This is a genomic window from Sporosarcina sp. P37 (assembly GCF_002109365.1).
Taxonomy (GTDB): domain Bacteria; phylum Bacillota; class Bacilli; order Bacillales_A; family Planococcaceae; genus Sporosarcina.
Genome location: NZ_CP015349.1, coordinates 1730269 through 1755765 on the forward strand (window position 1 = coordinate 1730269; position 25497 = coordinate 1755765).

The 25497-nt window shown below is 43.5% G+C and carries 26 protein-coding genes; 5 read left to right on the top strand and 21 right to left on the bottom strand.

Features of this window, described 5'->3' with window-relative positions:
* Positions 1-15: 15 nt before the first annotated feature.
* From selD to SporoP37_RS09025, 3 genes are all read right to left on the bottom strand, one after another.
* Positions 16-1062, bottom strand: a complete 1047-nt coding sequence (selD, locus tag SporoP37_RS09015) for a selenide, water dikinase SelD (RefSeq protein WP_081243344.1) — start codon at positions 1060-1062, stop codon at positions 16-18.
* A 140-nt stretch (positions 1063-1202) separates the two neighbouring features.
* Positions 1203-1859, bottom strand: a complete 657-nt coding sequence (locus tag SporoP37_RS09020) for an N-acetyltransferase (protein WP_081243345.1) — start codon at positions 1857-1859, stop codon at positions 1203-1205.
* Positions 1856-2968, bottom strand: coding sequence for a mandelate racemase/muconate lactonizing enzyme family protein (locus SporoP37_RS09025; protein WP_081243346.1), 1113 nt, complete (start codon positions 2966-2968; stop codon positions 1856-1858). The genes SporoP37_RS09020 and SporoP37_RS09025 overlap by 4 nt, the downstream gene beginning before the upstream one ends.
* A gap of 86 nt (positions 2969-3054) precedes the next feature.
* Between SporoP37_RS09025 and SporoP37_RS09030 the strand changes: the two genes are divergently transcribed.
* A complete protein-coding gene (locus SporoP37_RS09030) occupies positions 3055-4320 on the top strand; it encodes an HTH domain-containing protein (protein WP_085430772.1) in 1266 nt (421 codons plus the stop codon).
* A 524-nt stretch (positions 4321-4844) separates the two neighbouring features.
* Here SporoP37_RS09030 and yghU read toward each other — a convergent pair.
* The 4 genes from yghU to nhaC form a co-directional block, all read right to left on the bottom strand.
* Entirely contained in the window at positions 4845-5633 is a 789-nt protein-coding gene (gene yghU / locus SporoP37_RS09040) for a glutathione-dependent disulfide-bond oxidoreductase (protein WP_085430773.1), read from the bottom strand.
* A 208-nt stretch (positions 5634-5841) separates the two neighbouring features.
* Positions 5842-6234, bottom strand: coding sequence for a hypothetical protein (locus SporoP37_RS09045; protein ID WP_085430774.1), 393 nt, complete (start codon positions 6232-6234; stop codon positions 5842-5844).
* A 140-nt stretch (positions 6235-6374) separates the two neighbouring features.
* On the bottom strand, positions 6375-6575 hold the full coding sequence (locus tag SporoP37_RS09050) for a hypothetical protein (protein WP_085430775.1): 201 nt from the start codon (positions 6573-6575) through the stop codon (positions 6375-6377).
* A 215-nt stretch (positions 6576-6790) separates the two neighbouring features.
* Positions 6791-8239 carry a Na+/H+ antiporter NhaC gene (gene nhaC / locus SporoP37_RS09055; protein WP_085430776.1) on the bottom strand — a complete coding sequence of 483 codons (1449 nt, stop codon included), beginning with the start codon at positions 8237-8239 and terminating at the stop codon, positions 6791-6793.
* 276 nt (positions 8240-8515) lie between these two features.
* Between nhaC and SporoP37_RS09060 the strand changes: the two genes are divergently transcribed.
* Positions 8516-9367 carry a dimethylarginine dimethylaminohydrolase family protein gene (locus SporoP37_RS09060; RefSeq protein WP_231293221.1) on the top strand — a complete coding sequence of 284 codons (852 nt, stop codon included), beginning with the start codon at positions 8516-8518 and terminating at the stop codon, positions 9365-9367.
* Positions 9368-9426: 59 nt separating this feature from the next.
* Here SporoP37_RS09060 and SporoP37_RS09065 read toward each other — a convergent pair whose 3' ends face one another.
* The 4 genes from SporoP37_RS09065 to SporoP37_RS09080 are packed head-to-tail and all read right to left on the bottom strand — an operon-like array spanning position 9427 to position 12125.
* Positions 9427-10137 carry a hypothetical protein gene (locus SporoP37_RS09065; protein ID WP_085430777.1) on the bottom strand — a complete coding sequence of 237 codons (711 nt, stop codon included), beginning with the start codon at positions 10135-10137 and terminating at the stop codon, positions 9427-9429.
* Complete coding sequence (locus tag SporoP37_RS09070) at positions 10134-10883, bottom strand: hypothetical protein (RefSeq protein ID WP_085430778.1); 750 nt, start codon at positions 10881-10883, stop codon at positions 10134-10136. Before SporoP37_RS09070 ends, SporoP37_RS09065 begins: the two co-directional genes overlap by 4 nt.
* Entirely contained in the window at positions 10858-11763 is a 906-nt protein-coding gene (locus tag SporoP37_RS09075; protein WP_231293222.1) for an ATP-binding cassette domain-containing protein, read from the bottom strand. Before SporoP37_RS09075 ends, SporoP37_RS09070 begins: the two co-directional genes overlap by 26 nt.
* Positions 11763-12125, bottom strand: coding sequence for a GntR family transcriptional regulator (locus SporoP37_RS09080; RefSeq protein ID WP_231293342.1), 363 nt, complete (start codon positions 12123-12125; stop codon positions 11763-11765). Before SporoP37_RS09080 ends, SporoP37_RS09075 begins: the two co-directional genes overlap by 1 nt.
* Before the next feature lie 265 nt (positions 12126-12390).
* On the opposite strand from SporoP37_RS09080, the gene SporoP37_RS09085 reads away from it, so the two are divergent.
* Complete coding sequence (locus tag SporoP37_RS09085; RefSeq protein WP_085430779.1) at positions 12391-12726, top strand: DUF5658 family protein; 336 nt, start codon at positions 12391-12393, stop codon at positions 12724-12726.
* Positions 12727-12783: 57 nt separating this feature from the next.
* Here the strand turns inward: SporoP37_RS09085 and SporoP37_RS09090 are convergent, their stop codons facing one another.
* From SporoP37_RS09090 to SporoP37_RS09135, 10 genes are all read right to left on the bottom strand, one after another.
* On the bottom strand, positions 12784-14076 hold the full coding sequence (locus SporoP37_RS09090) for a TRAP transporter large permease (protein ID WP_081243359.1): 1293 nt from the start codon (positions 14074-14076) through the stop codon (positions 12784-12786).
* Positions 14066-14506, bottom strand: a complete 441-nt coding sequence (locus SporoP37_RS17745) for a TRAP transporter small permease (protein WP_081243360.1) — start codon at positions 14504-14506, stop codon at positions 14066-14068. The genes SporoP37_RS09090 and SporoP37_RS17745 overlap by 11 nt, the downstream gene beginning before the upstream one ends.
* 290 nt (positions 14507-14796) lie before the next feature.
* Positions 14797-15822 carry a TRAP transporter substrate-binding protein gene (locus SporoP37_RS09100; protein WP_081243361.1) on the bottom strand — a complete coding sequence of 342 codons (1026 nt, stop codon included), beginning with the start codon at positions 15820-15822 and terminating at the stop codon, positions 14797-14799.
* Positions 15823-15845: 23 nt separating this feature from the next.
* Complete coding sequence (locus SporoP37_RS09105) at positions 15846-17054, bottom strand: DegT/DnrJ/EryC1/StrS family aminotransferase (RefSeq protein WP_085430780.1); 1209 nt, start codon at positions 17052-17054, stop codon at positions 15846-15848.
* Between the two features lie 27 nt (positions 17055-17081).
* Entirely contained in the window at positions 17082-18350 is a 1269-nt protein-coding gene (gene hisD / locus SporoP37_RS09110) for a histidinol dehydrogenase (RefSeq protein ID WP_081243363.1), read from the bottom strand.
* A gap of 24 nt (positions 18351-18374) precedes the next feature.
* The gene (locus SporoP37_RS09115) at positions 18375-19868 is read right to left on the bottom strand and encodes an APC family permease (RefSeq protein WP_081243364.1); all 1494 of its coding nucleotides are present in this window, start codon (positions 19866-19868) and stop codon (positions 18375-18377) included.
* Between the two features lie 127 nt (positions 19869-19995).
* Positions 19996-21210 carry a threonine synthase gene (locus SporoP37_RS09120; RefSeq protein ID WP_081243365.1) on the bottom strand — a complete coding sequence of 405 codons (1215 nt, stop codon included), beginning with the start codon at positions 21208-21210 and terminating at the stop codon, positions 19996-19998.
* 24 nt (positions 21211-21234) lie between these two features.
* Positions 21235-21609, bottom strand: coding sequence for a Rid family detoxifying hydrolase (locus SporoP37_RS09125; RefSeq protein ID WP_081243366.1), 375 nt, complete (start codon positions 21607-21609; stop codon positions 21235-21237).
* 12 nt (positions 21610-21621) lie between these two features.
* Positions 21622-22272 (bottom strand): helix-turn-helix transcriptional regulator, encoded by a 651-nt coding sequence (locus tag SporoP37_RS09130; protein ID WP_081243367.1) that lies wholly within the window; start codon positions 22270-22272, stop codon positions 21622-21624.
* A 260-nt stretch (positions 22273-22532) separates the two neighbouring features.
* Positions 22533-23579: an NAD(P)/FAD-dependent oxidoreductase gene (locus tag SporoP37_RS09135; RefSeq protein WP_081243368.1), complete on the bottom strand. Its 1047-nt coding sequence runs from the start codon at positions 23577-23579 to the stop codon at positions 22533-22535.
* Positions 23580-23700: 121 nt separating this feature from the next.
* On the opposite strand from SporoP37_RS09135, the gene SporoP37_RS09140 reads away from it, so the two are divergent.
* Positions 23701-24495, top strand: coding sequence for an ABC transporter ATP-binding protein (locus tag SporoP37_RS09140; RefSeq protein ID WP_081243369.1), 795 nt, complete (start codon positions 23701-23703; stop codon positions 24493-24495).
* Between the two features lie 3 nt (positions 24496-24498).
* A complete protein-coding gene (locus SporoP37_RS09145) occupies positions 24499-25425 on the top strand; it encodes an iron-hydroxamate ABC transporter substrate-binding protein (RefSeq protein WP_081243370.1) in 927 nt (308 codons plus the stop codon).
* Positions 25426-25497 lie beyond the last annotated feature (72 nt).

Sequence of the window (25497 nt, forward strand, 5' to 3'; positions counted from 1 at the left end):
TCCCATCTCCTTGATTTACTGCACAATGATTCGGCCGTTATGCTCAGCGGTCACTTCTCCAATTATATGGGCATCGACTCCTGCTTCACGCAATTGTGCATGCAGACGGTCCGCTTCCTCTCCTGCAACAGCGACAAGCAATCCGCCTGATGTTACTGCATCACATAAAATCCATCTTCCCGCTTGATCCAATGATTCGGGATACTCCACTACATCTTCTATGTGCGCAAAGTTATTTTTTGTTCCGCCTGGCACAGAACCTGCTTCTGCCAGCTCTCTTGTGCGTGGTAAGACAGGCACTTTATCGTTGTCGATCCGCAGGCAGACATTGCTCCCTTTCGCCATTTCAGACGCATGGCCGAGCAAACCGAAGCCCGTTACGTCGGTTGATGCATGAATTGTATACTCATCCATCACTTCAGCTGCTGTTTTATTAAGCGTCGTCATCACTTTTGTCACGTGAATTTCTTCCTCTTCCGTTAATAAGCCATTTTTCAATGAAGTCGTCATGATGCCTACGCCGATCGGTTTTGTCAAAATTAACCGGTCGCCTGGTTTTGCCCCTGCATTCGTACGAATTTTATCGGGATGAACGGTTCCTGTCACTTGCATGCCGAATTTCGGTTCCTGATCATCAATTGAATGACCGCCGACAAGAACAGCGCCCGCTTCCTTTAATTTATCACCTGCACCGCGCAGAATTTCTGTCAGGATGCTGCGGTCAAGGGTATGAATGGGAAATGCCACGATGTTCAGTGCAGTAATCGGTTTCCCGCCCATTGCATACACATCGCTGATTGCATTTGCCGCCGCCACCTGTCCAAAATCATAGGGATCATTAACAATAGGAGTGAAAAAGTCGAGCGTTTGCACAATGGCGGTCGTATCATTTATTTTATAAACTCCCGCATCATCGCTCGTATCCAATCCGACAAGTAAGTTTGGATCCGCGAGACCAGGCGGCAGTGTATGTAAGACTTCAGCGAGATCTGCCGGTCCAATTTTACAGCCGCAGCCTCCTTTTGAAGATAAAGATGTGAGTTTTACAGAAGTATTTCGCATTAAGGATATCAACCTTTCAATTGTAGTACCTTAATTTTACCACAGAGTTCCCCTTCTATAGTTGCAAGGCACTTGGAATGAGCTGATTACAGTAAAAAGAGACTGTGCACAAATAGCACAGTCCGACGGGAATTTCCTTATTATTTGACGTACAGCACATACCAGTCAGTGTCACGCTGCCCGATTTGTTCACCGCGCCAGCCTTCTTTCAGTAATTGCTGCTGAGATTCTATATCACTCATTTGAACCCATTGTTGCTCAGCAGGATCTGTCTGGAAGGGCTTTTGCAGATCTCTGAATAAAATATAGCGCAGTTTGTTGCCGTACTTTACTTTAAGCGCGGCAATCCGTAAACCGAGCGAAAATTTATCCTTTAAGCTCGGTATGTTAAACGGGGCCACCGTTGTGCAAATATAGCGGTATTGATCGCTGTCGACATGGTCCATCAGCCATTTCCCGAGCACTGTTTGCAGTCCATGCCCTCTGAAATCAGGATGTACGCCTGTAATTTCTGAGTATAAGACAGCGGATAATTCCTCATCCGTCACGCTAGCATCTATTCCGAGATGTTCATCATCTTCTCCCGGGTCAAGCATTGCCCGGAACGCAATTAGGCGGTCATCGACGAATGCGCCAGCCAACATACCATGACCGCGCAGAATATACAAAAACTCTTCCTCTGTCAGCGGCTGCAGAAACTCGGGACGTTCCAATTCCGCAACGACACGTTTCTGAAGCGCCAGAACATCCGGCAGCTGATCTTCTGTCACGAACGACAGCGACGCCTGCAGCTTCATCGTGTCACCTTTTCTTTACGCACGGTTAATTCTTCCAGTACTTGTTCATCCACATCCACACCGAGCCCCGGCTTTTCATTAAGTTCAATGAACGGCACGTCATAGTGCAAATTCCCGATATCCTTACTGAATTTCAACGGTCCTGTCAGTTCCACGCTCGTCATCACTTTTTGCGAGAATGCCACATGAAAACCTGCCGCAGACCCGACAGATGACTCAACCATCGATCCGACCTGGCACTCGATACCTGCCATTTCCGCCATATGGGCAAGCTTCATGGCAGGATACATGCCGCCGCATTTCATAAGTTTGATATTCACTTTATCTGCTGCACGTTTTGCGATGATTTCACGCATTTCACGCACGCCGCGCAATCCTTCATCCGCCATCAGCGGAGTGGAAGTTTTCGATTTGATTTCCACCATCGCATCGATATCGTCTGCTTTGACAGGCTGCTCAAGCCAGTCCAGCTCACAGCTTTCCAGTTGCTTCATAGCCTGCAATGTGACGGCGCTGTTGACCCATCCTTGATTGACATCAACGCGAATCTTGACGTCTTTTCCTACCCGCTCACGCACTGCCTGAATTCTCTTGACGTCTTCTGCGGCATTCGTGCCCACCTTCATCTTCAATGAGTCGTAGCCTGCCGCGACACGGTCTGCCGCTTCCTGTGCCATATGTTCAGGAGAAGCGATGCTCAGCACATGTGTAATAGGAAACTTCTCGTGATAACGGCCGCCGAGCAGGTTATAGGCTGGAATACCGTACGCTTTGCCCACCGCGTCAAAACAAGCAATATCAAGTGCTGCTTTCGCTGCGGGCACACCGTAAATTGCCTGATCCATCAATTCGTGAATTTTACCGAAACGGCTTGGATTTTGACCAAGTAAAACGGGCGCGAGCGTATGACGGATGACAGCGAATGTGCCTTCCCAGCTTTCGCCTGTAACATGATCATCCGCTACAGCTTCTCCGTAACCGATATGCCCCGTATCGGTCGTTATTTTGACAATGATGGAAGGCATGTCATCATAAGATGCATAGCTGATGACAAACGGCTCAATTAATGGCAATCGAATCGCAAATACTTCTATTTCAGTGATTTTCATTTTTTTCTTCCTTTCTTATTGGCAGCTTTTCATTCGTCCTGTATGATTGTCGTTAAATAGTCGTTAATGAAAAGAGGAGATCTCCTATGAAGGTTACCATTGCACTGGTCGGCCCACAAGAGTTTTGCAGACAGGCAAAAACAATCTTACTGCCCGAGGACTTGCACATTGAATATTATCAGTATGACAAGCCTTCTGAAGCACCCCGTTTACTTGAGAAACTGAAGCCTTGTCATGCTATTTTGTTCTCCGGTTCCCTGCCTTATGAAGCGTCTGAACAAATTCTTCAGACAATCTCTATTCCTTCATTGTACCTTCAGCAGAATGAACATACGATTGCTGTTACTTTATTATACCTTGCTTCAGAGAAAAACGTGGGTATTCACGATATTTCTATGGATATAAAAAATATTACCCACGCGGAACATCTTCTGCAAGATCTGGGCGGTCTTGCACCCGCCAAGAAACCTGCCATCTATGAACTGCGTTCCAACAGTGATTTGCAGGAAGTCGTAAATTTCCACCTGGAACATTTCCGGAGCGGTAAATCGAAGATGGCTGTTACCAGTGTGCATGCCGTATACGATCAATTGCAAGCCGCGGGAATTCCTTCCTTGCGCATGATTGACCCTGTCAGCAATATTTTACGTGCAATGGAACTAGCGGCTCATCAGGCTGACTTGGCCAGAAGTCAATCAACGAAAATCGCGGTAGGTTTACTGCAAATAAATGATTCTGGGCAGCTCCCCCCCGAAGCGATAGAAAGAATGGCAAACTACCTGCAAGCTCAATGGAAGGCAGAGAGAAACTGTTTCTTCTTCTACACTACGCTCGGCACTGTCGAATTCGTTTTGTCTTTACAGGCATTCCAGCAGTTCAGCGAATCACTTTATCCTGCGTCTTCCTTATCTTTCGGATTGGGACAAACCATAGTAGAGGCAAGTGATAATGCGGCAAGTGCACTTCAGCTTGGCAAAGAAGCAAGCAGTGAAGGAATTTTCATGCTCGACGAACACAAGAAATTGCACGGTCCCCTGCCGTCTGCAAAACCATCAGTCGCAATGAAGCTGGATGACCCTGAGCTTCTGAAAATCAGCGATCAGACGACTTTAAGTCCCGCAGCTATTTCTAAGCTGATTCAGTTTGAACAGTTCAGGCAATCTGAGCCATTCACCGCCAATGACCTGGCAGGCTATTTGGCGGTTTCCAGGCGGACTGCGGAACGAACAATAAAAAAATTAATGGATCAGCAATTCGTTTATACAGTCGGAGAAGAAATGACCTATTCACAGGGACGGCCGCGCGCACTATACAAAATGGATCTTTACGCTCGCCGAAAAAGAAAGGTTTGAAATACTCATCATCCATTCCATTGAATAAACAAAACAGCCTCCCAATTCGCGGATGAATCGGGAGGCTGTTGACGGTCTGGGTACCACTGTTGAAATGCTTTCTTTCCTGATGCTGTAATTGCTAGTTCTTTTTCGTCACTGTATTTCTGCTCAGTAAATAGTAAGCAGTGCCAGCTATAAATAACCCTGTGCTGAGCCACATCGCTATCCCGTTCCAATCACCATTGAACAATGTGATATTTGTTAGGTTCACCAAAAATATTGAACAGAGAATAATATACAATCCTTTTATTTCTTTCATTTTTACACACCCCCGTAAAACTCATCCGGCAACAAATCGATATAGTTTTTTTCTGGAATCGTAACTGTCAGAGTGATAAGAGTTACAATTCACTTCCTACATTTACCTGGGCCTTCAATCCTTGCAGATAGAACCTCTCCACAATTCCGTTGTATTTGTTATGTCTATATAAGGGTTTAATTCTATTGTAAAAAAGAAAAACATCCATACATTGTTTTTTTAATTACTCCCCAAGCGACTGATACTCTGCTGCAAGGCCTTTTTGAACGCCTGGTCGTTTCGCAATGCGATGAGACCATTCCAAGAGATGAGTATATTCATCCATGTTTAAAAATTCATAAGAGCCTTCATACAATTTCCCTAAAGCTAACTGTCCGTACCAAGACCATATCGCAATATCTGCAATAGTATAAGTGTCGCCTGTGATATAAGAACGCTGAGCTAATATTTTATCTAGTAAGTCTAATTGACGTTTCGTTTCCATTGTAAAACGATCAATTGGGTATTTCATTGGCTCTGGCGCATAAGCAAAAAAGTGACCAAATCCTCCACCGACATAAGGACCCGCTCCAATTTGCCAGAATAACCAATTAAGGGTTTCTGTCCGTCCATGAATATCTGCCGGGATCAGTTTATTGAATTTCTCAGCCAAGTATAGCAAAATCGAACCTGATTCAAAAATTTCCAAACAGGGACTTTGACTTTGATCGACTAGGGCCGGGATCTTTGAATTAGGATTGACCTTAACGAAATCTGAACCAAATTGTTCCTCGGCTCCAATATTGATTTCATACAAATCATAATCTGCACCATCGACATCCAGCTCTTTTAATTCTTCCAGCATAATCGTCACTTTAATTCCGTTCGGTGTTCCTAGTGAATAGAGTTGGAACGGTGCCTCTCCGACCGGCAGTTTTTGTTCAAAACGTTCACCAGCTGTCGGACGATTCCCCCATCTATTTGAATTCTCTTCTTCCCATTTCCACACATTTGATAATTCATATTTTGTCATCTGAACACTCCTCCTACTATCTATTTAGTAACTCCATCATACTTACAGTACAACAATATTCCTAATATTTAGTTTATCGGCTTATAAAAGATTTTCTTTCCTCTAGCTTATTGAGGAAATCATTAAGTTTTTGCATTTCCATTAAAATCAATCCTCAGAAGTTGTTTTCATCAGTTAAAGGGCCCGATTGCGGTATGCTCACGATTATTTATGCAGCAATCGTGCCCGATAAAAGACTAACTTTTAAACTTTTGTACTCCTTTAAGATTTCAAAAATACTAATGACCAATAAAATCCAAATAACAGGACTAGATAACGATATGCCTGCTTGTGAAATGCCGCCAAATAAAGTGAACACAACAAGTAAAATCAGGAGATAAGAAGTAATTGCAACTTGCCACCAGAAACTAGACCTCGGGGAATCATTTTTTTGAATACGATTAATAAAGAATCCTACAAGTAAAATCACTAGCATAAGTCCAATAAGTAATGGTTTTGGTATGTACAACGTTTGGTTAAAGTTCGGGAAGAAATCGTAAGCCAGTAAGAAAGTCAGTGGCAGTGCTATGGATCCCATTAAAAATAAATGTTTACTGTTCATTCAAATCTCCCCTTTCTTAGTCTGTTTTACGGATGATTACTTACATAGTTTCATTCTGCTGGCCGAAACATTTGAATAATCAACGAATTAAACGGATGCAGATAATATGTAAAAACACTCCACAACTGCAGCCGTTTGCTCTATTGTTTATTGCTGTTAATTTTCTTTACATCAGAAACTCCTATAGTTTCACAAACAAGTACCCCTAAAGTAAAGAATCCTACAAGCAGCCAATTATGTCCCCAGTTGATAATCAGGCAATACAGGCAACCTGCTGCAGTTAAAAATGCTCTATATTTATCTCGCCATTTATATGTTTTTGAAGGATTTTTATTGTTCAAGAACTCATCCCCTCTCTTACGTGCAATATTTCAATATGTTCCCATTGTTGATCAGGTGCAAATCCTACTCCCAGAATTGTCTCGTTAAAAGAATTAGGATTCATCAGTTAATAATTTCATTTCTTCTTTTCATATCTTACTTGCATTATACCAAAGATACCCAAATGAATTTTAGGGAAATAAAAAAACACCGCTGCATACGGTGCTTTTACATATTATTCAAGCAGAGCTTCCGCCTCCAGCTTCGCATCTTCCTCATTAATTTCGGTAATCTCTTCCTGCGTCATTTTCACAATGGAGAAACCGGTCAATGCGTAGATCATCGAAAGCAGCGGAACGGCAAAATTCAAAATAGCGTAAGGTCCGTATTCGACGACACTGACCCCAAGTGTTCCGAATATGAACACACCGCACGTATTCCATGGGATAAACACAGACGTAAGCGTTCCTCCATCCTCGAGGGCGCGTGACAGGTTTTTGGACTTCAGCCCCATATCTCTGTATGTCTTACTGAACATTCTCGATGGGACCACAATCGACACGTACTGCTCCGAACAGGTAGCGTTTGTCATGACACACGCACCGATTGTTGAAATGATCAGCGTCGATGTGGACTTCACGACTTTCAATAATTGATTCATAATCGCGCGCAGCATACCTGAATACTCCAGAATTCCGCCGAACGTCATAGCCACAATGGTCATGGAGACTGTGTACATCATGCTGTCCAAGCCGCCGCCGTTAAATAATTTATCGACCAGCTGATTGCCTGTCTCAATCGCATAACCGCTTTGCAGTGCACCCAGCGCATCCGCAAATGTACCCGCCTGAATTGTTACTTGTGATATAAACCCTAGAACAATCCCGATGATCAGTGCCGGCACAGCAGGGATCTTCATTGCGACCATCATGATGACGGCTAATGGAACAAGCAATAACCAAGGGGATATAACGAAGCTTTCCTGCATGACTTGGGATGTCTTTGCAATTGACGTTAACTCCGCCTCACCCGAGCCAAACCGCTTTCCGAGATATGTAAACACACCCAGCGCAATCAATAATCCAGGAATCGTCGTATACAGCATATGTTTTATATGATCAAATAAATCTGTTCCTGTCAGTCCCGCCGCCAAGTTGGTTGTGTCTGACAGAGGCGACATTTTATCACCGAAGTAGGCACCTGAAATAACCGCGCCTGCCACCATCCCGGCAGGAATGCCCATGCTTAATCCAATTCCCATGCCTGCTACACCAATCGTTGCCATCGTTGACCATGAGCTGCCGATAGCCAGTGAAACAATTGCACAAATCAGCGCAATCGCTACCAAGAACCAGGAAGGGGTAATAATTTTTAATCCGTAGAAAATCATCGTTGCGACAATTCCTCCGCCCATCCAGGAACCGATAACCAATCCGACGAGCATAATGATAATCACGGCAGGAAGGGCCAGACGAATTCCTTTGTACATCATTTCCTCAATTTCTTTCCAGGAGAAACCGTGGCGCCAGGCAACCAGCGAAGCAATGGCCGTGCCTGCAATCAGCGGCATATGCGGCCCCTGTTCAAGCTTTACAACTGTTATAACCATGACCAGTATCATCAATACTAACGGCAGAATCGCCCACCAAAATCTTATCTCTCTTTTTTCTCTCTGCTCCATCATGGTTCACCCCATCCATTATGAATAATACTCCCGTGTCGTTATATAGTCGTTTAATCTATAGTAAGCGTTTACCGAATTGTTTGTCAATATAAATTTGTAAGCGTTTACTTTTTTTCATTTTAATTAGATATACATACACTCATGACAGCTAATTTTCTTTCTTGCTTTTACTGCTTCTTCATTAAGCATGCCAAACTGTTCAGCTCATCGCGTTTACAAATACCGCACAAAGGGAATACTATATATACTTTCATGAAGTGGGAGGCGTACTATCCATTGACAGCCAACAGCCAAAAATCAGATACGATCAAATGCGTAACAGAATACGATACGCTGCGTCGCGTCATATTATGCCAGCCGGAATTCATGGCAATTGATGAAGTCATTAACGAAGTACAGAAAAAGTATGAAGATGAAAATATCGATAAGGACCGTGCGATGAGTCAGCACGCGGAATTTGAAAAACTATTGAAGGAAAACGGGGTAGAGGTTATCACACTGCCCTCTTCAGAGAAATACCCGGAACAAGTCTTCACACGGGATATCGGCTTCACTATCGGCAATGAAGTATTCGTCGCTGATTTAGCAGCAAATATTCGAAAAGGTGAAGAAATCACCTTGAAAGAGTGGCTCATTGCGCAGGATATTCCGTACCAGTCAGCTTCGGACCGAATGGAAGGCGGCGATATTATCGTCGACCGCGATACCGTCTATATCGGCATCAGCAGCCGCACGTCTGAAGAAGCAGTCAGCAAGCTTGAAGAAAAGCTTCCTGATCACAAGCTTAAACGTATACCATTTGACGGGCGTTATCTTCATCTCGACTGCGTTTTCAATATCCTTTCTCCTGAAAAAGCACTCATCTTTCCCGCAGCATTTGATCAGGAAACACTCCATCAGCTGGCCGATTCGTATCAGCTGATTGAAGTAGCAGAAGATGAGCAGTTTTCGCTCGGCACCAATGTTCTTTCCATCGGCAACGGGAAAGTATTCAGCCTGCCGCAAAATAAAAAAGTAAATAAAGATTTGCGTGCAAACGGGTTTGAGGTCATAGAAGTCGACTTTTCGGAAATCATCAAATCAGGCGGCTCCTTCAGATGCTGCTCGATGCCTGTGGAGCGCGGATAATCTAAAAGACTGAAGCTATATGCCGTGAATCATGCGGCATAGTACACTTCAGTCTTTTTCTATTCAATCACTTCTATATAGGCCCCGTATTCGTTTTCGGTCTCAGGAAGATTCAGCGTAATCGATTCGGGTACGGCCAAGTGAATCATCATGGCTCCCGACATGGATCCTGAAGAATAGCCATGCGTTTTTTCTCCGGTGAATTGATTTACTATATCTGAATCGTGATAAAACGTATACTGGATACGATTTGCGGGCTGTTTAGGCACAGACATCGAACCGTTTTCCCAAATTGGCAATGCGACTTCAAGCTGCTCTGCAAAGTCGTAATACTCGTCAGTCTCATCTCCTATACTTACCATCAATTCAGGGCTGTAGACGGTTTCTGTAATGGTATTGCCATTTCCCGGTGTGCGTTCAATCAAGATAGTAGCGCTGGTGAAGGCCGATACCAGCAGTGTATCCTGTACTTCATGTGACCGCTCAGCCAAAACCAGCCGTTCAGGAATCGGCTTTCCCTCTGTAATGGCAGTATACAAGTCAAATTCACTGTTATTCGGCAATACTTTTGGCAGCGCATGCTGTTCCACCGTACGCTCCATAACTTCCGCCACGGCAAGCCCGATCAGCAGCAATGCAAGATAACCGACAACGATATTGCGGTGAAATGTTTTTCTCAATCGCGTACGTTTCATATTCTTCGTAAATACCACAATTAAAACTAGACTGGTCAGCAGTAACATAGGCAGCAAAATCCCAAAAAACATCATGGATTTCTCACCTCCAGGCGATTGGTTACAAAAAAGCTGATGCCGAACAGGACAGCAACGGACACTGCGACTTTCAAAATGAACAATAGAATAGATGTCTCTCCGTAGTAAAAGTACAGCAAACTATCACCTTCGCCAACTGACACTCTGAACCCAAACGTGATATACACAAACCAGACCAATCCAAATAAGGCAATAAACAACTTGCTGAACTGTATCAGCGTTCCCAGCAAATAGCCGGTCATCAGCAGCAGCAATGTGTAGGCAGTCATTACTAGAATACGGGAAAAGTAGTCAAGCGGTGATGACAGTAAACCGGCCGTTTCTATAATGACATTGTCCCCGAACAGCGCAACAATCTTCATAACTGACCCGAGCAGTACGGTTGTCACGCCGCCAAATAATGCCGCAGTACAAATAAAATAGAAGTTTGCAAGCTGAAAAGTCAGGCGATTCGTCACGAATGAAAAGGATTCATTACGCTGGGCAGCTGAAGTCAGCAGAAATCCGACGATAAGCGCCCAGAATAACGTCAGGCCAACCTGCCCGTCATTCGATATGGACGTAAAGTTGAACGAAATCGGCTCGCCCCAATCGCTCATGGAAGTGGAACTGGCACCGCTTATGAAAACAGTTCCAATAATCTGCAGCACAATCAGTGTCGTAAATACGGCCCCGTTGGCACTTAATTTAAATACATACTGACGTTTTGCCAGTTCATTAACGCTCCATTGCGTTGAAAACATCGTCTACTCCTCCTGTCGCCTGGCCTGTCATCGCCAAATATGCTTCGCTTGCAGAAACCGACGATACGCGGATACCTGCCTGCTTCAGCTCCTCCACTTCTGCTTCCGTGTGCTCGTGATCAACAATCCATTCCGTCACCGGCCCCGCATTTGACCGATGAATGACAGCATAGCGGGTCGCATGGGATTTCAGCACACTCTCCCGCGCTTGAAGTGACAGGAATTTTTCCTGCAGTTCAGTAATTGGACCATGGAAAGCAATGCTCTTGCCGTCAATCACTAACATATCCTCCAGTAAATCTTCCATTTCTTCCACATGGTGACTGGATAACAGAATGGTGCGGGGATAGGCAATATAATCTTTCAGCAGCGCTCTGTAAAAATCCCTGCGTGCGGCTGCATCCATTCCTGTAATGGGCTCATCAAACATTGTCAGCGGACAGCGTGCAGCAATGCCCACCACCGCATTGAACGTACTGCGTTTTCCTTTCGACAATACGCGGTGGTTAAGTGACAGAGGTAATTTGAAATATTCGAGCAGACGCACAGCCAGATCCTGATCCCAATTTTCATAGAAGCCATCACATTCCAAGAGTAAATCACCCAGCGTCAGCGCATCTGGAAAACCCATCATATCGTCAATAAAAATCATGTTGGCGGAAACCTTGAGACTGTTGAAAGGATGCTCGCCAAACACACGCAGCTCACCGCCGGATTCTTTTATGAATCCCGCAATCATCTTCATAAGTGTCGTTTTCCCAGCACCATTTCGCCCTGCCAATCCTGTAATCACATTCTCACGGATTGCTAAATTTAACTGATCCAGCACTGTGACAGAACGATAGCTTTTCGTCACGTGTTTTAAAGTAATTGCCGACATCATAACCTCTCCTTTCGCTCCGCCTGTATTAATTCAATAAGCTGTTCCTCTTTCACGCCAAGTAACGCAGCTTCATTAAGCAGTTCCTGCACAAGACGGCGTAACGTGCCTTCTTTGCGCTTCGTCAGCAGTTTTTCCCGTGCATCAGCAGAGACAAATGTGCCGAGGCCCCGCTTTTTGTAAATAAGTTCAGCATCCAGCAAAATCGTCAGCCCCTTCCCCGCAGTTGCAGGATTGATATTGAATAGCTCTGCCAGCTGATATTGCGAGTGAACTTTGTCATCTGCCTGCAATGTGCCATCAATGATTTCCTTCTCCAGCCACTCGGCAATTTGTATATAAATCGGCTTTTCTCCATCCATCTCAAGCAAGAACTCCACCACCTTTAGGATACCTAGTGCATTACTGTTGTAATGTACTATACCTTTATTTAGAAAATAATGCAAACGAAAAAAGATGCGCGGCACCGTGCCATACATCTTTTGATAATCGGGCAGATATTACAATAAACAACGTATGCAGTTGTCCCGTGAGAAAAAACAGTATCCTATATTGCATTTTGATGAATAAAACACGCATTTCCTGCTCATCCTGTCTATTTACACTGCAAGTGAGGAGCGGATGGAAATGAATACTGTACGGGACTTTCCTATTCAGCAAAACAGATTATTAAATGCGGGCTTTCTCTTAGCTTTCCTTTGTTTATTAGATGCGCTGTTCACCGACTACGGGCTGCGGCTTGGGCATATCGAAGAAGCTAATCCGCTTGTTTCCTATATATATGAAAAAAGTATTCCATTGTTCTACGCAGTTAAATTAGGCTTACCTTTATTGCTTTTATATATTGTAGTAACCGCCCGATTTTCAGGAAATATTGTGCGCATCTCCCTGACCACCGCCTTGTTTCTTTATATTGCGGTAATGTTCTTTCATATTTTTTGGCTGATTATTGTTACCATTTAATTTTCCAGACAAATTAAAAGGACCGTCAAAGACAGCCCTTTTGATTACGTTATTCGATTAGCCTGAATACCCCATCAGTCTAGGTAAAAATAATGCAATATCTTCGAAGAAGACGACGATTAAAGTGGCAAGAATCAGTGTAAGAAGGAATGGCAACACTGCCCTGGCTACTTGTCCCAAACTTAAATTACTCATCTTCATTAATACAAAGAGCACAACACCAAGTGGCGGAGTTAACATAGCAACTTCATTAGTCATAACCATGACGACACCCAAATGTACCGTGTCAATCCCTACTTGATTCGCCAGCGGCACTAAAATAGGTGTGACAGCAGCCATTGTTGCTAATTCCTCGATAAACATTCCTAAGATCATCAGGAAGCCGACAATCATCAGTAATATGATTTTAGGATTATCACTGACTGATACACTCCACTCTGCAAGACGCTGAGGGACTTGCTGCATTACCAGTATACGTGCGAATAGCTGTGTAACTGCCACAACGATTAAAACCATACCGGATGTTTCAACAGTAAACACCAGCGTTTCCCATAGAAGCTTTTTATTGCGCAATTTCTTTGTGACAAAGAATCCAACTAAAAAGGCATATAAAACAGCCACCACAGAAGCTTCTACCGGCGTAAAGATTCCTCCGTATATTCCACCGATAATAACAATTGGGGCGAATAATGACCACTTATTTTTGTAAGCAGTCTTTAAGAAGTGTTTCATGTTAAAAGGTTCTCCGGTACCTTTGTAACCCTTTTTGCGGGCTATTATGTAAGCGGTACCAATTAGCATCAAGCCAAGCATAATTCCCGGCATAATTCCCGCAATAAATAAAGAAGTGACCGAGACATTACCAATTACGCCGTAAACAATCATAGGGTTACTTGGCGGAATAAGGATTCCCATTGTTCCACCTACCGCACAGACACCTGCCGTATAGGCTTTTCCATAACCAGCCTTGTGCATTGCGGGTATCAGGATGGCACCCATTGCTGCAGCTGTCGCAGGTCCTGAACCTATAAGCGAAGCAAAAAACATACTTGCCACAATTGTAATTATTCCAAGGCCGCCTGTAATTCTGCCGAAAATGATTTGAATGGTCTCAATGATTTGTCCTGCCATATCCGCTTTTTCCATTAAAACCCCTGCCAATATAAAAGCCGGTATTGCAAGAAGCGGGAACATAGATCCCATCTTCAGTAAGTCCAGAGGGATGATAGAAAATGAAATACCCGATACCATAATTGCGGCAACAGAGGCTATTCCTAGCGAGGCAAAAATAGGAATACCAAGCAATAAACTGCCAAACAAAACTAGGCAAATGATTAATTCAACTGACATCCACATTACCCCTCTGTTTTTTATTGTCGATGTAGCTTATATAGTAGTTTTGTATCATTCTGATATTCATAAGAAGAAAACCTATTGGCAAGATGACATAAACATATTTTAAGTTCCAGCCCAGTACAGGCGAAATTTGCATTCTGTTTGATGCACCCATGTCCATAAATAGGTAAAATCCTGTATAGATAACTATACAGTTAAATAAAAACCAAATGAAGTCACTTATTATTAAAAGAACTTTCTCTGCTGCGGGAGGAAACATTCTAAACTGAACTGTGACACGAATGTGCGAGTGTCTTTTAACGGAAATACTAATAACCATAAATACTAGATACAAGAACGCAAATCTGGATAACTCTTCAGTCCAAGGAAGTGACTTTCCTACCACATATCTAAAATATATTTGAAGCAGCAGACTCATGATCATGACCAAAAGCGATATGACGCTAAACACTTCTTCAAAGTTTTTGATAAACCAAGAGACTCTAGACTTAATAATAATCCCTACCTTCTAATTGATAGGACCTGCCCATCAATATTCTTTTATTCGGATATAAGTCATACACTTCTTAGACATCTTTCTGACACACCTTGGAACATATTGAACGTGCAATAAACAATGACAGTTATAATAGAATAATAATTATAACTGTCATCAACTGCCGTATACTGAATAGTCAGACATATATCTGCATAAATGGATATATGTTACGTCCCTTACTTCGGTAAATCTCTTCCTACAATATCCATTACCTCAGTTAATAATTCTGTGCCTTTGATTCTATCGTAATGCTTCGGCCAAGTTGCAATCGCTTTTTCTTTCCAAAGTGCTTCATCTTTTGGCGGTCCAGTAAATGTTACATGATCTTTCATCTTTTCCTTGCTCTCATCAAGGAAGCCCTGTACATTTTCTCTCGTCCATTCAGTAGTCTCATTGCCTGCCTTTACAATCGCATCCTGAATCTCGGGGGTCTGACTTTGGAACCATTCATCGCCTATGACAACCATAGCAACATCATATTTATAGCCGACGTCTGAGATATAATTAATATTTTCGTAAATCTTCGTACTTTCAAAGTCGTCATATGGCAATTCCAATCCATCGATTACACTTTGCTGTAAAGAGGTAATTGTTTCATCCCATGCAATCGGTGTAGCATTAACTCCCCACGATTCAAAGCTGGCCAGCTGAATCGGATTTTTAGGAACTCGGATTTTTGACCCTTTAAGATCATCAATCGTATTGATTTCTTTATCAATCGTACCTACTGCACGGATCCCTTTATCAAGCCATGTAATAACGCGCAAGCCGGACTCATTAATAACTCTCTCGTTGATTTCATCGCCCAATTGATCCACAACTTGCTCATATTCCTCACCGCTTTCAAAAAGATAAGGAAGATCAAACATTCCAAGCGACGGTGCAAATGGGGTCAAGTTGTTTACAGACTCGGAAGTAGCTTCGATCAATCCATTTTGAATGTCTTCCATTGATTTCTCTCCGCTGCCTATTTGACCACCGGGATAAATTTCGACCTTCACTTTTCCATCAGAATACTCACTCACTAAATCAGAGAACTTTTCGGCAGTCTTCTGCCAAATTCCATCTGTTCCCGTTCCATGGGTGAATTTCATAACCACTTGATCGTTCTTTGCTCCTTCTTGGTCACTGCCGCAAGCAGCCAGTATTGATACTGTCATAGCCAATAATAGAAACAATATATACTTATTCCTTCTGCCCATACCGCACACCCCTTTTGTTCTTTTTAGATTTCATTACATACTTCACGAATAATTTTTGCAATCAGACGGCAATCATCCACTGTGAAAGTGAGGGGCAGCCGGAAGTCGCAAAGGAAATCGAGCACTTTTGCGGTATTCGGCAGATTTCCGCCACCCGACAAGTACTGCCAGCTCTCGTGGCGGCTAGTGAATCCCTTGGGTTCAAAGTTGCCGAACCATTTAATCTCAACACCCCGCTCGGCGCACGCAGCAATAAATTGCTCCATTTTTGCTGTCGTGGCATTAAGCAAAGTGAACTGGAATGAAGAGGCGACAAATTGTTCTTTTTCATCACGAAGCGGAATATAAATATTTGGCGTACCGCGTAATATCTCTTCGATAGCATAATAGCGTTCATTCCAGCGCTCGCATTGCTTATCAAGCTGAGGCAGCTGCGAACGGATCAAAACTGCCACTAAATTGGACATACGCAAACTAAAATTCGGTATTACCTTTTTATAACGTTCAAATACTTCCATTGAGGGCCTGGCTGTATGTTTTTCATACAGCATATAAGAACCTGAATATAGAATAGCCTTCGCAGCGACGTCTTCGTCATCGGTAACAAGCAAACCGCCTTCGCCTGAATTGAGGTGCTTGTATGTCTGAGTCGAGAAACATCCAGCCGCACCGAAAGTTCCGGTATGTCTACCGTTCCACTTCGCACCCATGGTGTGGGCACAATCCTCAATCAGTGTAATATGATGACGCTCGCAGATTTCTACTACGCGGTCCATGTCTGCTATATGACCGCGCATATGAGATAAGAGAAAATATTTAGCGCCTGAGTCTTTTGCTTTTTGTTCAAGATCATCCAAATCTGTTACGTAATCCTTTGTTATCTCTACAAACACCGGCTGCGCTTCTGCATTTTTGATGGCGCCCGGAACAGGCGCCAACGTAAATGCATTACATAAAACCTTGTCGCCGGGCTGAACGCCTATACTTTTTAGCGCAACATAGATAGAACTGCCGCATGAATTGAATGCAGCGCAATAGGCAGTTCCGATATATGCTGCAAATTCTTCCTCCAGAATACTGGTTTCTGCAACTTCATCTCCTTCAGTGTTATAGCGATGAAGCTTCCCTGTCAGCATAAGTTCTGTCGCGCGTTCTATGCCTGAAGCCGGAATTGGTTCCTGGCGTGTGAATGTTTTATCGAAAGTCAGTACCCCTTCAGGTAATTTACTCATCCCGTGCCCTCCTCACTTCTTACATCATTAGAACTTTTTTTCACGCAATTCCGCTGTTACCGCATGACCGATCATACCTTCATAACGGCACTGACCTGCAATGATAGGGGCAATTTTCTTACTCGCCTCAGGTGTACACTTCTGATATGTGACAGTCTTCAGGAACTTCCCTACCCAGAGACCGCCCGTATAGCGCGCCGCCTGTTCTGTCGGTAAAATATGATTCGTGCCGATTCCTTTATCTCCGTAAGTAACAGTTGTCTCTTCACCCAAGAACAAGGAGCCGTAGTTTTTCAGATTCTCCAAATAATAATCCAAGTCTGCCGTCTGGATTTGTACATGCTCAATAGCATATTCGTCCGCAACTTTCACTGCTTCCTCTTTATCCGCCACTAGTATAATTTCGCCGTTTTGCTCCCAAGATGCTGAAGCTACTTCTGCTGTATCTAACACGGCGATTTGCTTTTCCATTTCTTCCTGAACATCCTCCGCCAGTTTACGGGAAGTCGTAATTAAAATTGTCACAGCACGGTAATCATGCTCGCACTGTCCCCATACGTCGGCGGCAATCAAAACGGGATCAGCTGTTTCATCTGCAATAATCAAGTTCTCACTTGGACCTGCAATCTGATCAATTCCTACTTTCCCAAACACTTGACGCTTCGCTTCTGCTACGAATGCATTCCCCGGTCCCACGATGAAATCGACGGGCTTCACACCTTCCATTCCATATGCCATTGTTCCAATTGCCTGAATGCCGCCCAGTGAATAGATTTCATCCGCTCCTGCCAAATGCATCGCATACAAGACGCCCGGATGAATGCCCTCGCCGTTCTTTGTAGTCGGTGAACAAGCAATCACCCGCTCCACTCCAGCAACTTTAGGCGGAATCACACTCATTTGCACGGAGGAAACGATTGGATAACGTCCTCCCGGAACATATGCGCCGACATTGGAGATGGGAATTAGCTTCTGCCCAAGAATTACACCTGGCTGTATTTCTTTTTCAAATTCAGACACACTTGCCAACTGGGCCTCTGCAAATGCTCGTACTTGCTTTTGACAATATTGCGTATCCATCTTCACAGTTTCAGGAACCTTTTTGATAGCGTTTTCAATCTCTTCCTGCGAAACTAGGAAGCTTTGCGGATCCCAGTTATCGAACTTTCGTGACAGTTCACGAACAGCCGCTTCTCCTCTTTCACGGATTTCTTTCAGGCTGCCTTTTACAATGTCTGAAATGCCACTGTTATCCTCTTCTAATTTATGTGAGCTTTTCTTTAGGTATTCTGCCATCATAACCACTCCTATCATTCTCTTTTATATATTATTTTGTACTGATTTTTGTAAACCCAGACGCTCATTTTCCTGTTTCATCCGGTGGAAGCTGTCATTTGTAAGCGTCTTAGAGAGCTCATCTCCTAAAATGAATACATCCAGCTCTTCTTTCGGAATCGCATTATATCTTTTGCCGTACATTGCGTAAAATATTACACCGATCAGCACCCAGACAACCATTGCGATCAGAGAAGGCATTGCCAGGAATGCAGGCGATCCTGGGATAAACAACAGACCAAGGAATACCAGACTGATAAGTGCACCAGCCAATGAAGTCAACTTGCGCGCTGCACTGTCTTTCCAATCGAAGAAACGGTAAGCAGAAGCACAAGTATACAGATAGGCGATTGCCACGCCTGTTGCTGTCATATCTACAATCCACAGCAATGCAGGACGACCAAACCAAGGGGTGATAAAGCATACGACCACCGCCGTAATGATCCCTATATAAGGTGTATGGTACTTCGGATGAATCTTCGTGAAGGCTTGCGGTAAAATACGTGCGCGGCCCATCGCCAGAAGCATTCGGCTCGAAGAAACGAGGAACCCGTTAATACCCGTGAAAATTCCCATACACAATGCTGCCGTCAATAATGTCATACCTACATTACCGAATAAGCTTTTTACTACATCGCCGGTACCCCATACAGGCTGTCCTGCAACTAAACCTTGCCAAGGCGTGGCCATTGCTGTTGCGTAAACCATTATGGAGTATACAAGCCCGCCTGCACCCAGCGCCAGAATCATTAACTTAAATGCACGCTTAGAAGAAAAACTAAACTCTTCAGATGCTTGTGCAATATTATTGAAGCCTGAATATAAGAACGGAGCTGTTGCCACAATTATCAAAATGGAAGATAAGCTGCCGATTTCCATATTGAATGCGGGGCGCAAGTTGGAAAATGCCGTATCAGGGTGGAACGTCATACCTAGCCCTACAATCATTGCTCCGCTGAACAGAATGGCACTGAAAATGAATTGCATACGTCCTGTCAGGCTAATACCACGAATATTCGCTATACCAAAGACAATTAGGGCGATTGCCGCTATGATAATTTGACTGACATAAACGTCCCAGCCTGCGATCGTATACATATAGCCGATTTCCACGATTTGCGGATACAAAAATTTAAACAGCACTATAATCGCTGAAGCGTTCAAAGCGACCGAGGTTACGTATGATAATGTAACGAACCAGCCACATATAAAGGCATTAATTCTGCCGAATCCCAGATATGTAAATACGAACTCGCCACCAGAGACAGGAAACTTCTCTACCATATATCCATAGCTGACTGCGATGACCATAACCAACAGGGCACCAATTAAAATCCCTAATATCACGCCTATTGGTCCCGCTGCCGCCATCCAGTCGGTCGGCAGTACGAATGCTCCCCAGCCTATGGCAGAACCAAATGCAATGGCGACAACCCAGTGTGGTTTTAGAGCTTTAGATAACTCTGTCCTTTTCTCCATCTATCTCACTCCCGTGCTGCAGATTTTCCCTTAAGACTTGACAGCGCTTTCATACGGTCTTTCATAAGTTGTAAAATAGTACGCAATAGAGCTGATTATCGAACTTATTGCGTACTATTTACTTCGTTTATCGAATAATTTTTTCGTCTTTTTCCAGAACTGGCACATCAACTGTAATCGTATCCGGATACTTAATACCCGCACCTGTATTCAATACAACCACTTCTTCATTTTCTTTGATCCAGCCGTCCTTGCGAAGTTTTCTCGCAGCTGCAAATGCCGCTGCACCTTCCGGACAAACAAATGCTCCTTCACTGGATGCAACCAGCTTTAATTCTTCCAGAAGTTCTTCATCATCAATTGCTACTGCACAGCCATTTGTCTGCTTAATGCCGTCAAGAATCAGGAAGTCACCCAGCGCTTTTGCCACGTTAATACCGAATGCGACAGTCGAAGCATTTTCCCAAGGTTCAGCATGTGTTTTCCCTTCTTCCCATGCTTTCACAATTGGGGCACAGCCGGATGATTGTACCGCAACAAGTCGGGGCATTTTGTCTTCCGGAATCCAGCCGAGCTCCTGCAATTCGCGAAGTGCTTTATAAATACCGATCAGGCCGACACCGCCGCCTGTCGGATAAAGGATTACATCAGGAACCTTCCAGCCAAACTGCTCTGCAATTTCAAGGCCCATTGTTTTCTTGCCTTCAATACGGTAAGGCTCTTTCAATGTAGATGCATCAAATAAGTCATAATCTTGTACTGCCTGGCCTACAATCTTCCCTGCATCACCAATCAGACCGTTGACGAGATAAAGCTCAGCGCCTGCCGCCACACATTCTTTACGTGTAATTTCCGGTGCATCGATCGGCATTACAATAGTTGCCGTAATATCCGCCTGCGCGCTGTATAATGACCAAGCCGCACCCGCGTTTCCGTTGGTAGGCATCGCTAATTCTGTAACGCCTACTTCCTTTGCTTTAGAAACACCTACTGCCGCCCCTCTTGATTTAAATGAGCCGGATGGAATCATTCCTTCATCTTTCATGTAAAGATTTGCAATGCCCATATCTTTTCCTGCTTTTTTCAAGTGGAGCATTGGCGTCATACCTTCGCCCAGCGTCACAATATTCTCTTCATTTTTGACCGGCAGCAATTCATGGTAGCGCCAAAGATCCGGTTTACGGTCTGCGAGCTTCTCTTTCGTAAAATTCTTCTTCAGCTCATCCATCTTGTAGGACACCAGTAAAGGTGCTCCGCATTCACACAGTTGAACAATTGCATCTACGTCATACGTCTTTTCACATTTTGGGCAGTGTAAGTGGGATACATAACTATAAGTCATTTCATTTCCTCCTAATAATGTATATTATCTAATTGCAATAGATTCTATTTCAATCTGAGCACCTTTGGGCAGTTCTTTTACACCTACCATCGCTCTTGCAGGCTTGCTGTCTCCAAAGAATTTCGCGTATACTTCATTAACTTCTGCTGCTTTTTCAAGGGATGTCATGAAAATTGTGTTTTTCACTACATTCTCTAACGTTAAATCCGCGGCTTTCAGAATGGCTTCAATATTTTTTAAAGACTGTTCCGCCTGTTCTACAACCGAAGAACTCATTTCATTTGTTTCTGCATTAATTGGCAGCTGCCCTGAGACATAGACAATATTTTCTTTTTCTGCTGCCTGTGAGTAAGCCCCCACTGCTGCAGGTGCATGGTCACTGTGAATTTTATTGAACAAATAAATCAACTCCTATTTAGAATTAAAACTATGTTCGGTGCGTACCTTCTGCAGATAATTGTAGATAGTGAATTTAGAAACACCTAAAACACTCGCTGCATATTCAGTGGCACCTTTGATTAGAAACGCCCCTTTGGATTCCAGCTCGCGCACCACTTCCACTTTCTCTTCTGTTTCCAGTAACGCAGGGGGTTTATAATATTTCTCCAACGCCTGCTGTGTCATCGACTGAATGACTTCATGCACATCTGTATAGAAGGTTTCTTTCTTTTCTTCATCTTCCGGAAATGTGATAAAGTCTCTCATTGCGCCTTCCATCTGAATCATATCGCTTATATCAAAGTTGATGCATAATGCCCCAATGACTTCATTCTTTTGATTCTTTAAGAAGACAGTAGAAGATTTCATAACCGACCCTTTTTGAGACACTGTTTTATAGTTCGCATAATCTGTTACTACTTTTTTCTGCAGCTGTTCAAGAACCAGATCTGTTATTGGGGAACCAATATTTCGCCCGGTCAATGTCCCCGCCAGATGAATTAAAGAACTTTCCAGGTTACTAAAATCATGTACAGCGACTTCACACTTCGCTCCAAACATTTCTACTAAAATATCTGCTGTCCTAATCGCATGGTCAAAAACTAAAGCGCTTTCATTGTTCATAGTAAACTCTCCTCTTCCGTAGCTATTTAAATTATTAATCAATTCAAATAACTTAAGTTCATATTACCAGACATTTTTTAGATTGCAACACTTTTTTAACACTTACAATATTTTTGTAACTCAAAAAATTCTTTAATTGACTGCAAAATTGCTTTCCATTCGTATTCTTCGCTCATCAGGTCCGATTGAAAGTTTTTATATTGCATAAAAAAAATAACTGACCGACAATTTTACATTTCGTCGGTCAGTTATTTTTTTAATTATATCAGCTGTTTCACTAATTCACGGTTTCGTTCTTTGAACAGCTCATTATGGGATGAAACCATACCGTTTTGATTCGCTTCCGGATCAATATAAGTCTTGGCGCAGTTCACAGCATTTGCAGCATCTTGGAAAGCTCCCGCGATTAAATGCAGCTTGCCATCATGACTCAGTACATCTCCCGCCGCATATAAACCTTCTACGGATGTAGCACTTGTGCAGGATCCCGCAATTTGCTGATGCTCTGTCAGTTCCATGCCGAGCTGCTGATTGCCAATCAGCGAAGTATCTCGCTCATATCCGTGATTAATGATTACTTCATCCACAGCAATCATTGCTGCTGTGCCACCCTTGTTGTGCTGCAATTCCACTTTTTCTATTGCCGTGTGATCGTCAGATGCGATAAACCGGACAATATTCGTATTGAAATGACAGACGACACCGCTCTCAAGCAATTGCCGAACTTGCGCTTCGTGACCGTTCAATTGGTCTTTACGATAGGTAAGATACACTTTCTTTGCAATAGGCTGCAGTTCATTCGCCCAGTCGATTGCTGCGTTGCCGCCGCCAGAAATTAGAACAGTCTTGTCTTTAAATCTCCCCAATGACTTTACCGTATAGTTCAAATTTGTCACTTCAAAGCGTTCTGCACCTTCCACTTCAATCTTCTGAGGATTTAATATGCCGGTCCCTGTAGCCAAAATGACTGTCTTGCTGTAGTGAACCGTTCCAGCAGTGCCGTGCAAGGCAAAATAATTGTCCGAAGTCTTTTCGATCTTTACGATTTTTTCATTGAGCACAACCTCCGGATTAAATGTGAGTCCTTGCGTCACAAGCTGTTCAATGATCTGTGCTCCAGGTGCCGGTGTAATGCCGCCTATGTCCCATATCATTTTTTCTGGGTAGACATGAATCTTTCCGCCAAGCTGCGGCTGATATTCAATAATTTTTGCCTTCATTTCACGCAATCCACTATAAAATGCAGCATATAACCCCGCAGGTCCGCCGCCAATAATCGTTACATCCAGTAGCTCATTTTGCTTCATTTCATCTTCTCCCTTTAAAAAGTTATTGACATCGGCAGTCTTTCAATCTATAGTTTTCATTGTACTGATACTGATAATCATTATCAATGATTATTTAGTAGGAAAGGTTGGAGTTCAGGAAATGGTTCGCTTGTATACAGATAATCTTCAAGTTTCATATGATGACCGGCTGATTGTGAAAGGACTGTCGGTTAAAATACCCGACAAGAAAGTAACCGCGATCATCGGGGCGAATGGATGCGGCAAGTCGACTTTCCTAAAAGCTGTTACCCGCCTGATTCCTCACCAATCTGGAGAGATTATTTTGGATGGCGGAACTATCGTAAAACAAAAAACAAAACAGCTTGCACAAAAACTCGCAATCCTTCCCCAAACGCAAGAGGCCGCCAGCGGATTAACGGTTGGAGAATTGGTGTCCTACGGCAGGTTCCCCTATCAAAATGCGATGGGCCGTCTGACTGCCCGCGATATGGATGTGATTAATTGGGCGCTGGATGTCACCAATACAGCTGATTTCAAACATCGGCAAGTCGACGCACTATCGGGCGGCCAGCGTCAGCGTGTCTGGATTGCGATGGCACTTGCTCAGGAAACAGATATCATCTTCCTGGATGAGCCGACCACCTATCTGGATATGGCCCATCAGCTGGAAGTACTGGAGCTGCTGCAAAAACTCAATGCCGAACAGCAGCGCACAATCATCATGGTGCTTCACGACTTAAATCAGGCAGCACGTTTTGCCGATTTCATCATCGCGATGAAAGACGGAGAAATTGTACAGGCCGGCATGTGCGAAGAAGTCATACGGCCAGATATCTTGCGGAAAGTATTTAGAATCGACGCAGAAATTGGGATGGATCCAAGAACGGGAAAACCGTTGTGCATCACATATGATTTACTCAAAGGAGACGAATAACAGATGAAGAGATTTTTACTGCCCGTCCTTTTCCTGCTCATAGTAGCTTTAGGAGCATGCGGCAATAAGCAGGATGAGCCTGCAAAAGAAGAAGCACCCGCGAAAGAAGAAGCAAGCGGCACGATTACTTATGAATCTGAAGACGGGCCGGTAGAAGTTCCGGCTGACCCGAAGCGCGTTATCGCATTAAGCTTTGCCGGAAATATTATGGCGCTCGATGTGGATATAGTCGGAGTAGATTCATGGTCAAAGATGAATCCGCGCTTTGACTCTGTTCTTGGTGAAATAGAAGAAGTGTCGGATGAAAATATCGAAAAGATTATTGAACTGGATCCGGATTTAATTATTGGATACAATACCGCTAAAAATATTGATAAATTAAAAGAAATTGCCCCAACCGTTACGTTTACTTACGGAAAAGTCGATTATCTGACGCAGCATATCGAGATTGGAAAGCTGTTGAATAAAGAAGAAGAAGCAACGAAATGGGTAGAGGATTTTAAACAACGTGCACAGGCTGCCGGAGAAGAGATCAAAGCTAAAATTGGTGAAGACACTACCGTTTCAGTTGTCGAAAATTTCGACAAACAGTTATATGTATACGGCGATAACTGGGGCAGAGGAACGGAGATCCTATATCAGGAAATGAAACTGGCCATGCCGGAGAAAGTAAAAGAGATGGCGCTAGAAGCTGGTTATTATGCTTTATCTACCGAAGTGCTGCCCGAGTTTGCCGGTGATTATATGATTTTGAGCAAATTTAATGCTGCAGATAATTCCTTCATGGAAACAGAAACATACAAAAACATCCCCGCTGTGAAAAACCATCAAGTATTTGAAGTAAATGGCGAGGAATTCTATTTTAACGATCCGCTTACACTTGATTATCAATTAGAGTTCTTCAAGGAGCACTTTTTAGAAACTAAGTAAACGCTGATGTCAGGAGAATGCATTACAGCATGGCGTTCTCTATAAAGTGAAGGGGCCTTCGACTTCTGAAGT

Coding starts and splice junctions, on each gene's coding strand:
- nhaC (WP_085430776.1), bottom strand. CDS start 8,239: ATGATGGAGCAGAGAGAAAAAAGAGAGATAAGATTTTGGTGGGCGATT.
- SporoP37_RS09045 (WP_085430774.1), bottom strand. CDS start 6,234: ATGAACAGTAAACATTTATTTTTAATGGGATCCATAGCACTGCCACTG.
- SporoP37_RS09140 (WP_081243369.1), top strand. CDS start 23,701: ATGGTTCGCTTGTATACAGATAATCTTCAAGTTTCATATGATGACCGG.
- SporoP37_RS09080 (WP_231293342.1), bottom strand. CDS start 12,125: ATGGATGGAGAAAAGCCGATTTATATACAAATTGCCGAGTGGCTGGAG.
- SporoP37_RS17745 (WP_081243360.1), bottom strand. CDS start 14,506: ATGATCATGAGTCTGCTGCTTCAAATATATTTTAGATATGTGGTAGGA.
- SporoP37_RS09090 (WP_081243359.1), bottom strand. CDS start 14,076: ATGTCAGTTGAATTAATCATTTGCCTAGTTTTGTTTGGCAGTTTATTG.
- SporoP37_RS09100 (WP_081243361.1), bottom strand. CDS start 15,822: ATGGGCAGAAGGAATAAGTATATATTGTTTCTATTATTGGCTATGACA.
- SporoP37_RS09065 (WP_085430777.1), bottom strand. CDS start 10,137: ATGATGTTTTTTGGGATTTTGCTGCCTATGTTACTGCTGACCAGTCTA.
- SporoP37_RS09020 (WP_081243345.1), bottom strand. CDS start 1,859: ATGAAGCTGCAGGCGTCGCTGTCGTTCGTGACAGAAGATCAGCTGCCG.
- SporoP37_RS09115 (WP_081243364.1), bottom strand. CDS start 19,868: ATGGAGAAAAGGACAGAGTTATCTAAAGCTCTAAAACCACACTGGGTT.
- hisD (WP_081243363.1), bottom strand. CDS start 18,350: ATGGCAGAATACCTAAAGAAAAGCTCACATAAATTAGAAGAGGATAAC.
- SporoP37_RS09105 (WP_085430780.1), bottom strand. CDS start 17,054: ATGAGTAAATTACCTGAAGGGGTACTGACTTTCGATAAAACATTCACA.
- SporoP37_RS09120 (WP_081243365.1), bottom strand. CDS start 21,210: ATGACTTATAGTTATGTATCCCACTTACACTGCCCAAAATGTGAAAAG.
- SporoP37_RS09085 (WP_085430779.1), top strand. CDS start 12,391: ATGAATACTGTACGGGACTTTCCTATTCAGCAAAACAGATTATTAAAT.
- SporoP37_RS09070 (WP_085430778.1), bottom strand. CDS start 10,883: ATGTTTTCAACGCAATGGAGCGTTAATGAACTGGCAAAACGTCAGTAT.
- SporoP37_RS09025 (WP_081243346.1), bottom strand. CDS start 2,968: ATGAAAATCACTGAAATAGAAGTATTTGCGATTCGATTGCCATTAATT.
- SporoP37_RS09030 (WP_085430772.1), top strand. CDS start 3,055: ATGAAGGTTACCATTGCACTGGTCGGCCCACAAGAGTTTTGCAGACAG.
- selD (WP_081243344.1), bottom strand. CDS start 1,062: ATGCGAAATACTTCTGTAAAACTCACATCTTTATCTTCAAAAGGAGGC.
- SporoP37_RS09145 (WP_081243370.1), top strand. CDS start 24,499: ATGAAGAGATTTTTACTGCCCGTCCTTTTCCTGCTCATAGTAGCTTTA.
- SporoP37_RS09135 (WP_081243368.1), bottom strand. CDS start 23,579: ATGAAGCAAAATGAGCTACTGGATGTAACGATTATTGGCGGCGGACCT.
- yghU (WP_085430773.1), bottom strand. CDS start 5,633: ATGACAAAATATGAATTATCAAATGTGTGGAAATGGGAAGAAGAGAAT.
- SporoP37_RS09130 (WP_081243367.1), bottom strand. CDS start 22,272: ATGAACAATGAAAGCGCTTTAGTTTTTGACCATGCGATTAGGACAGCA.
- SporoP37_RS09075 (WP_231293222.1), bottom strand. CDS start 11,763: ATGTCGGCAATTACTTTAAAACACGTGACGAAAAGCTATCGTTCTGTC.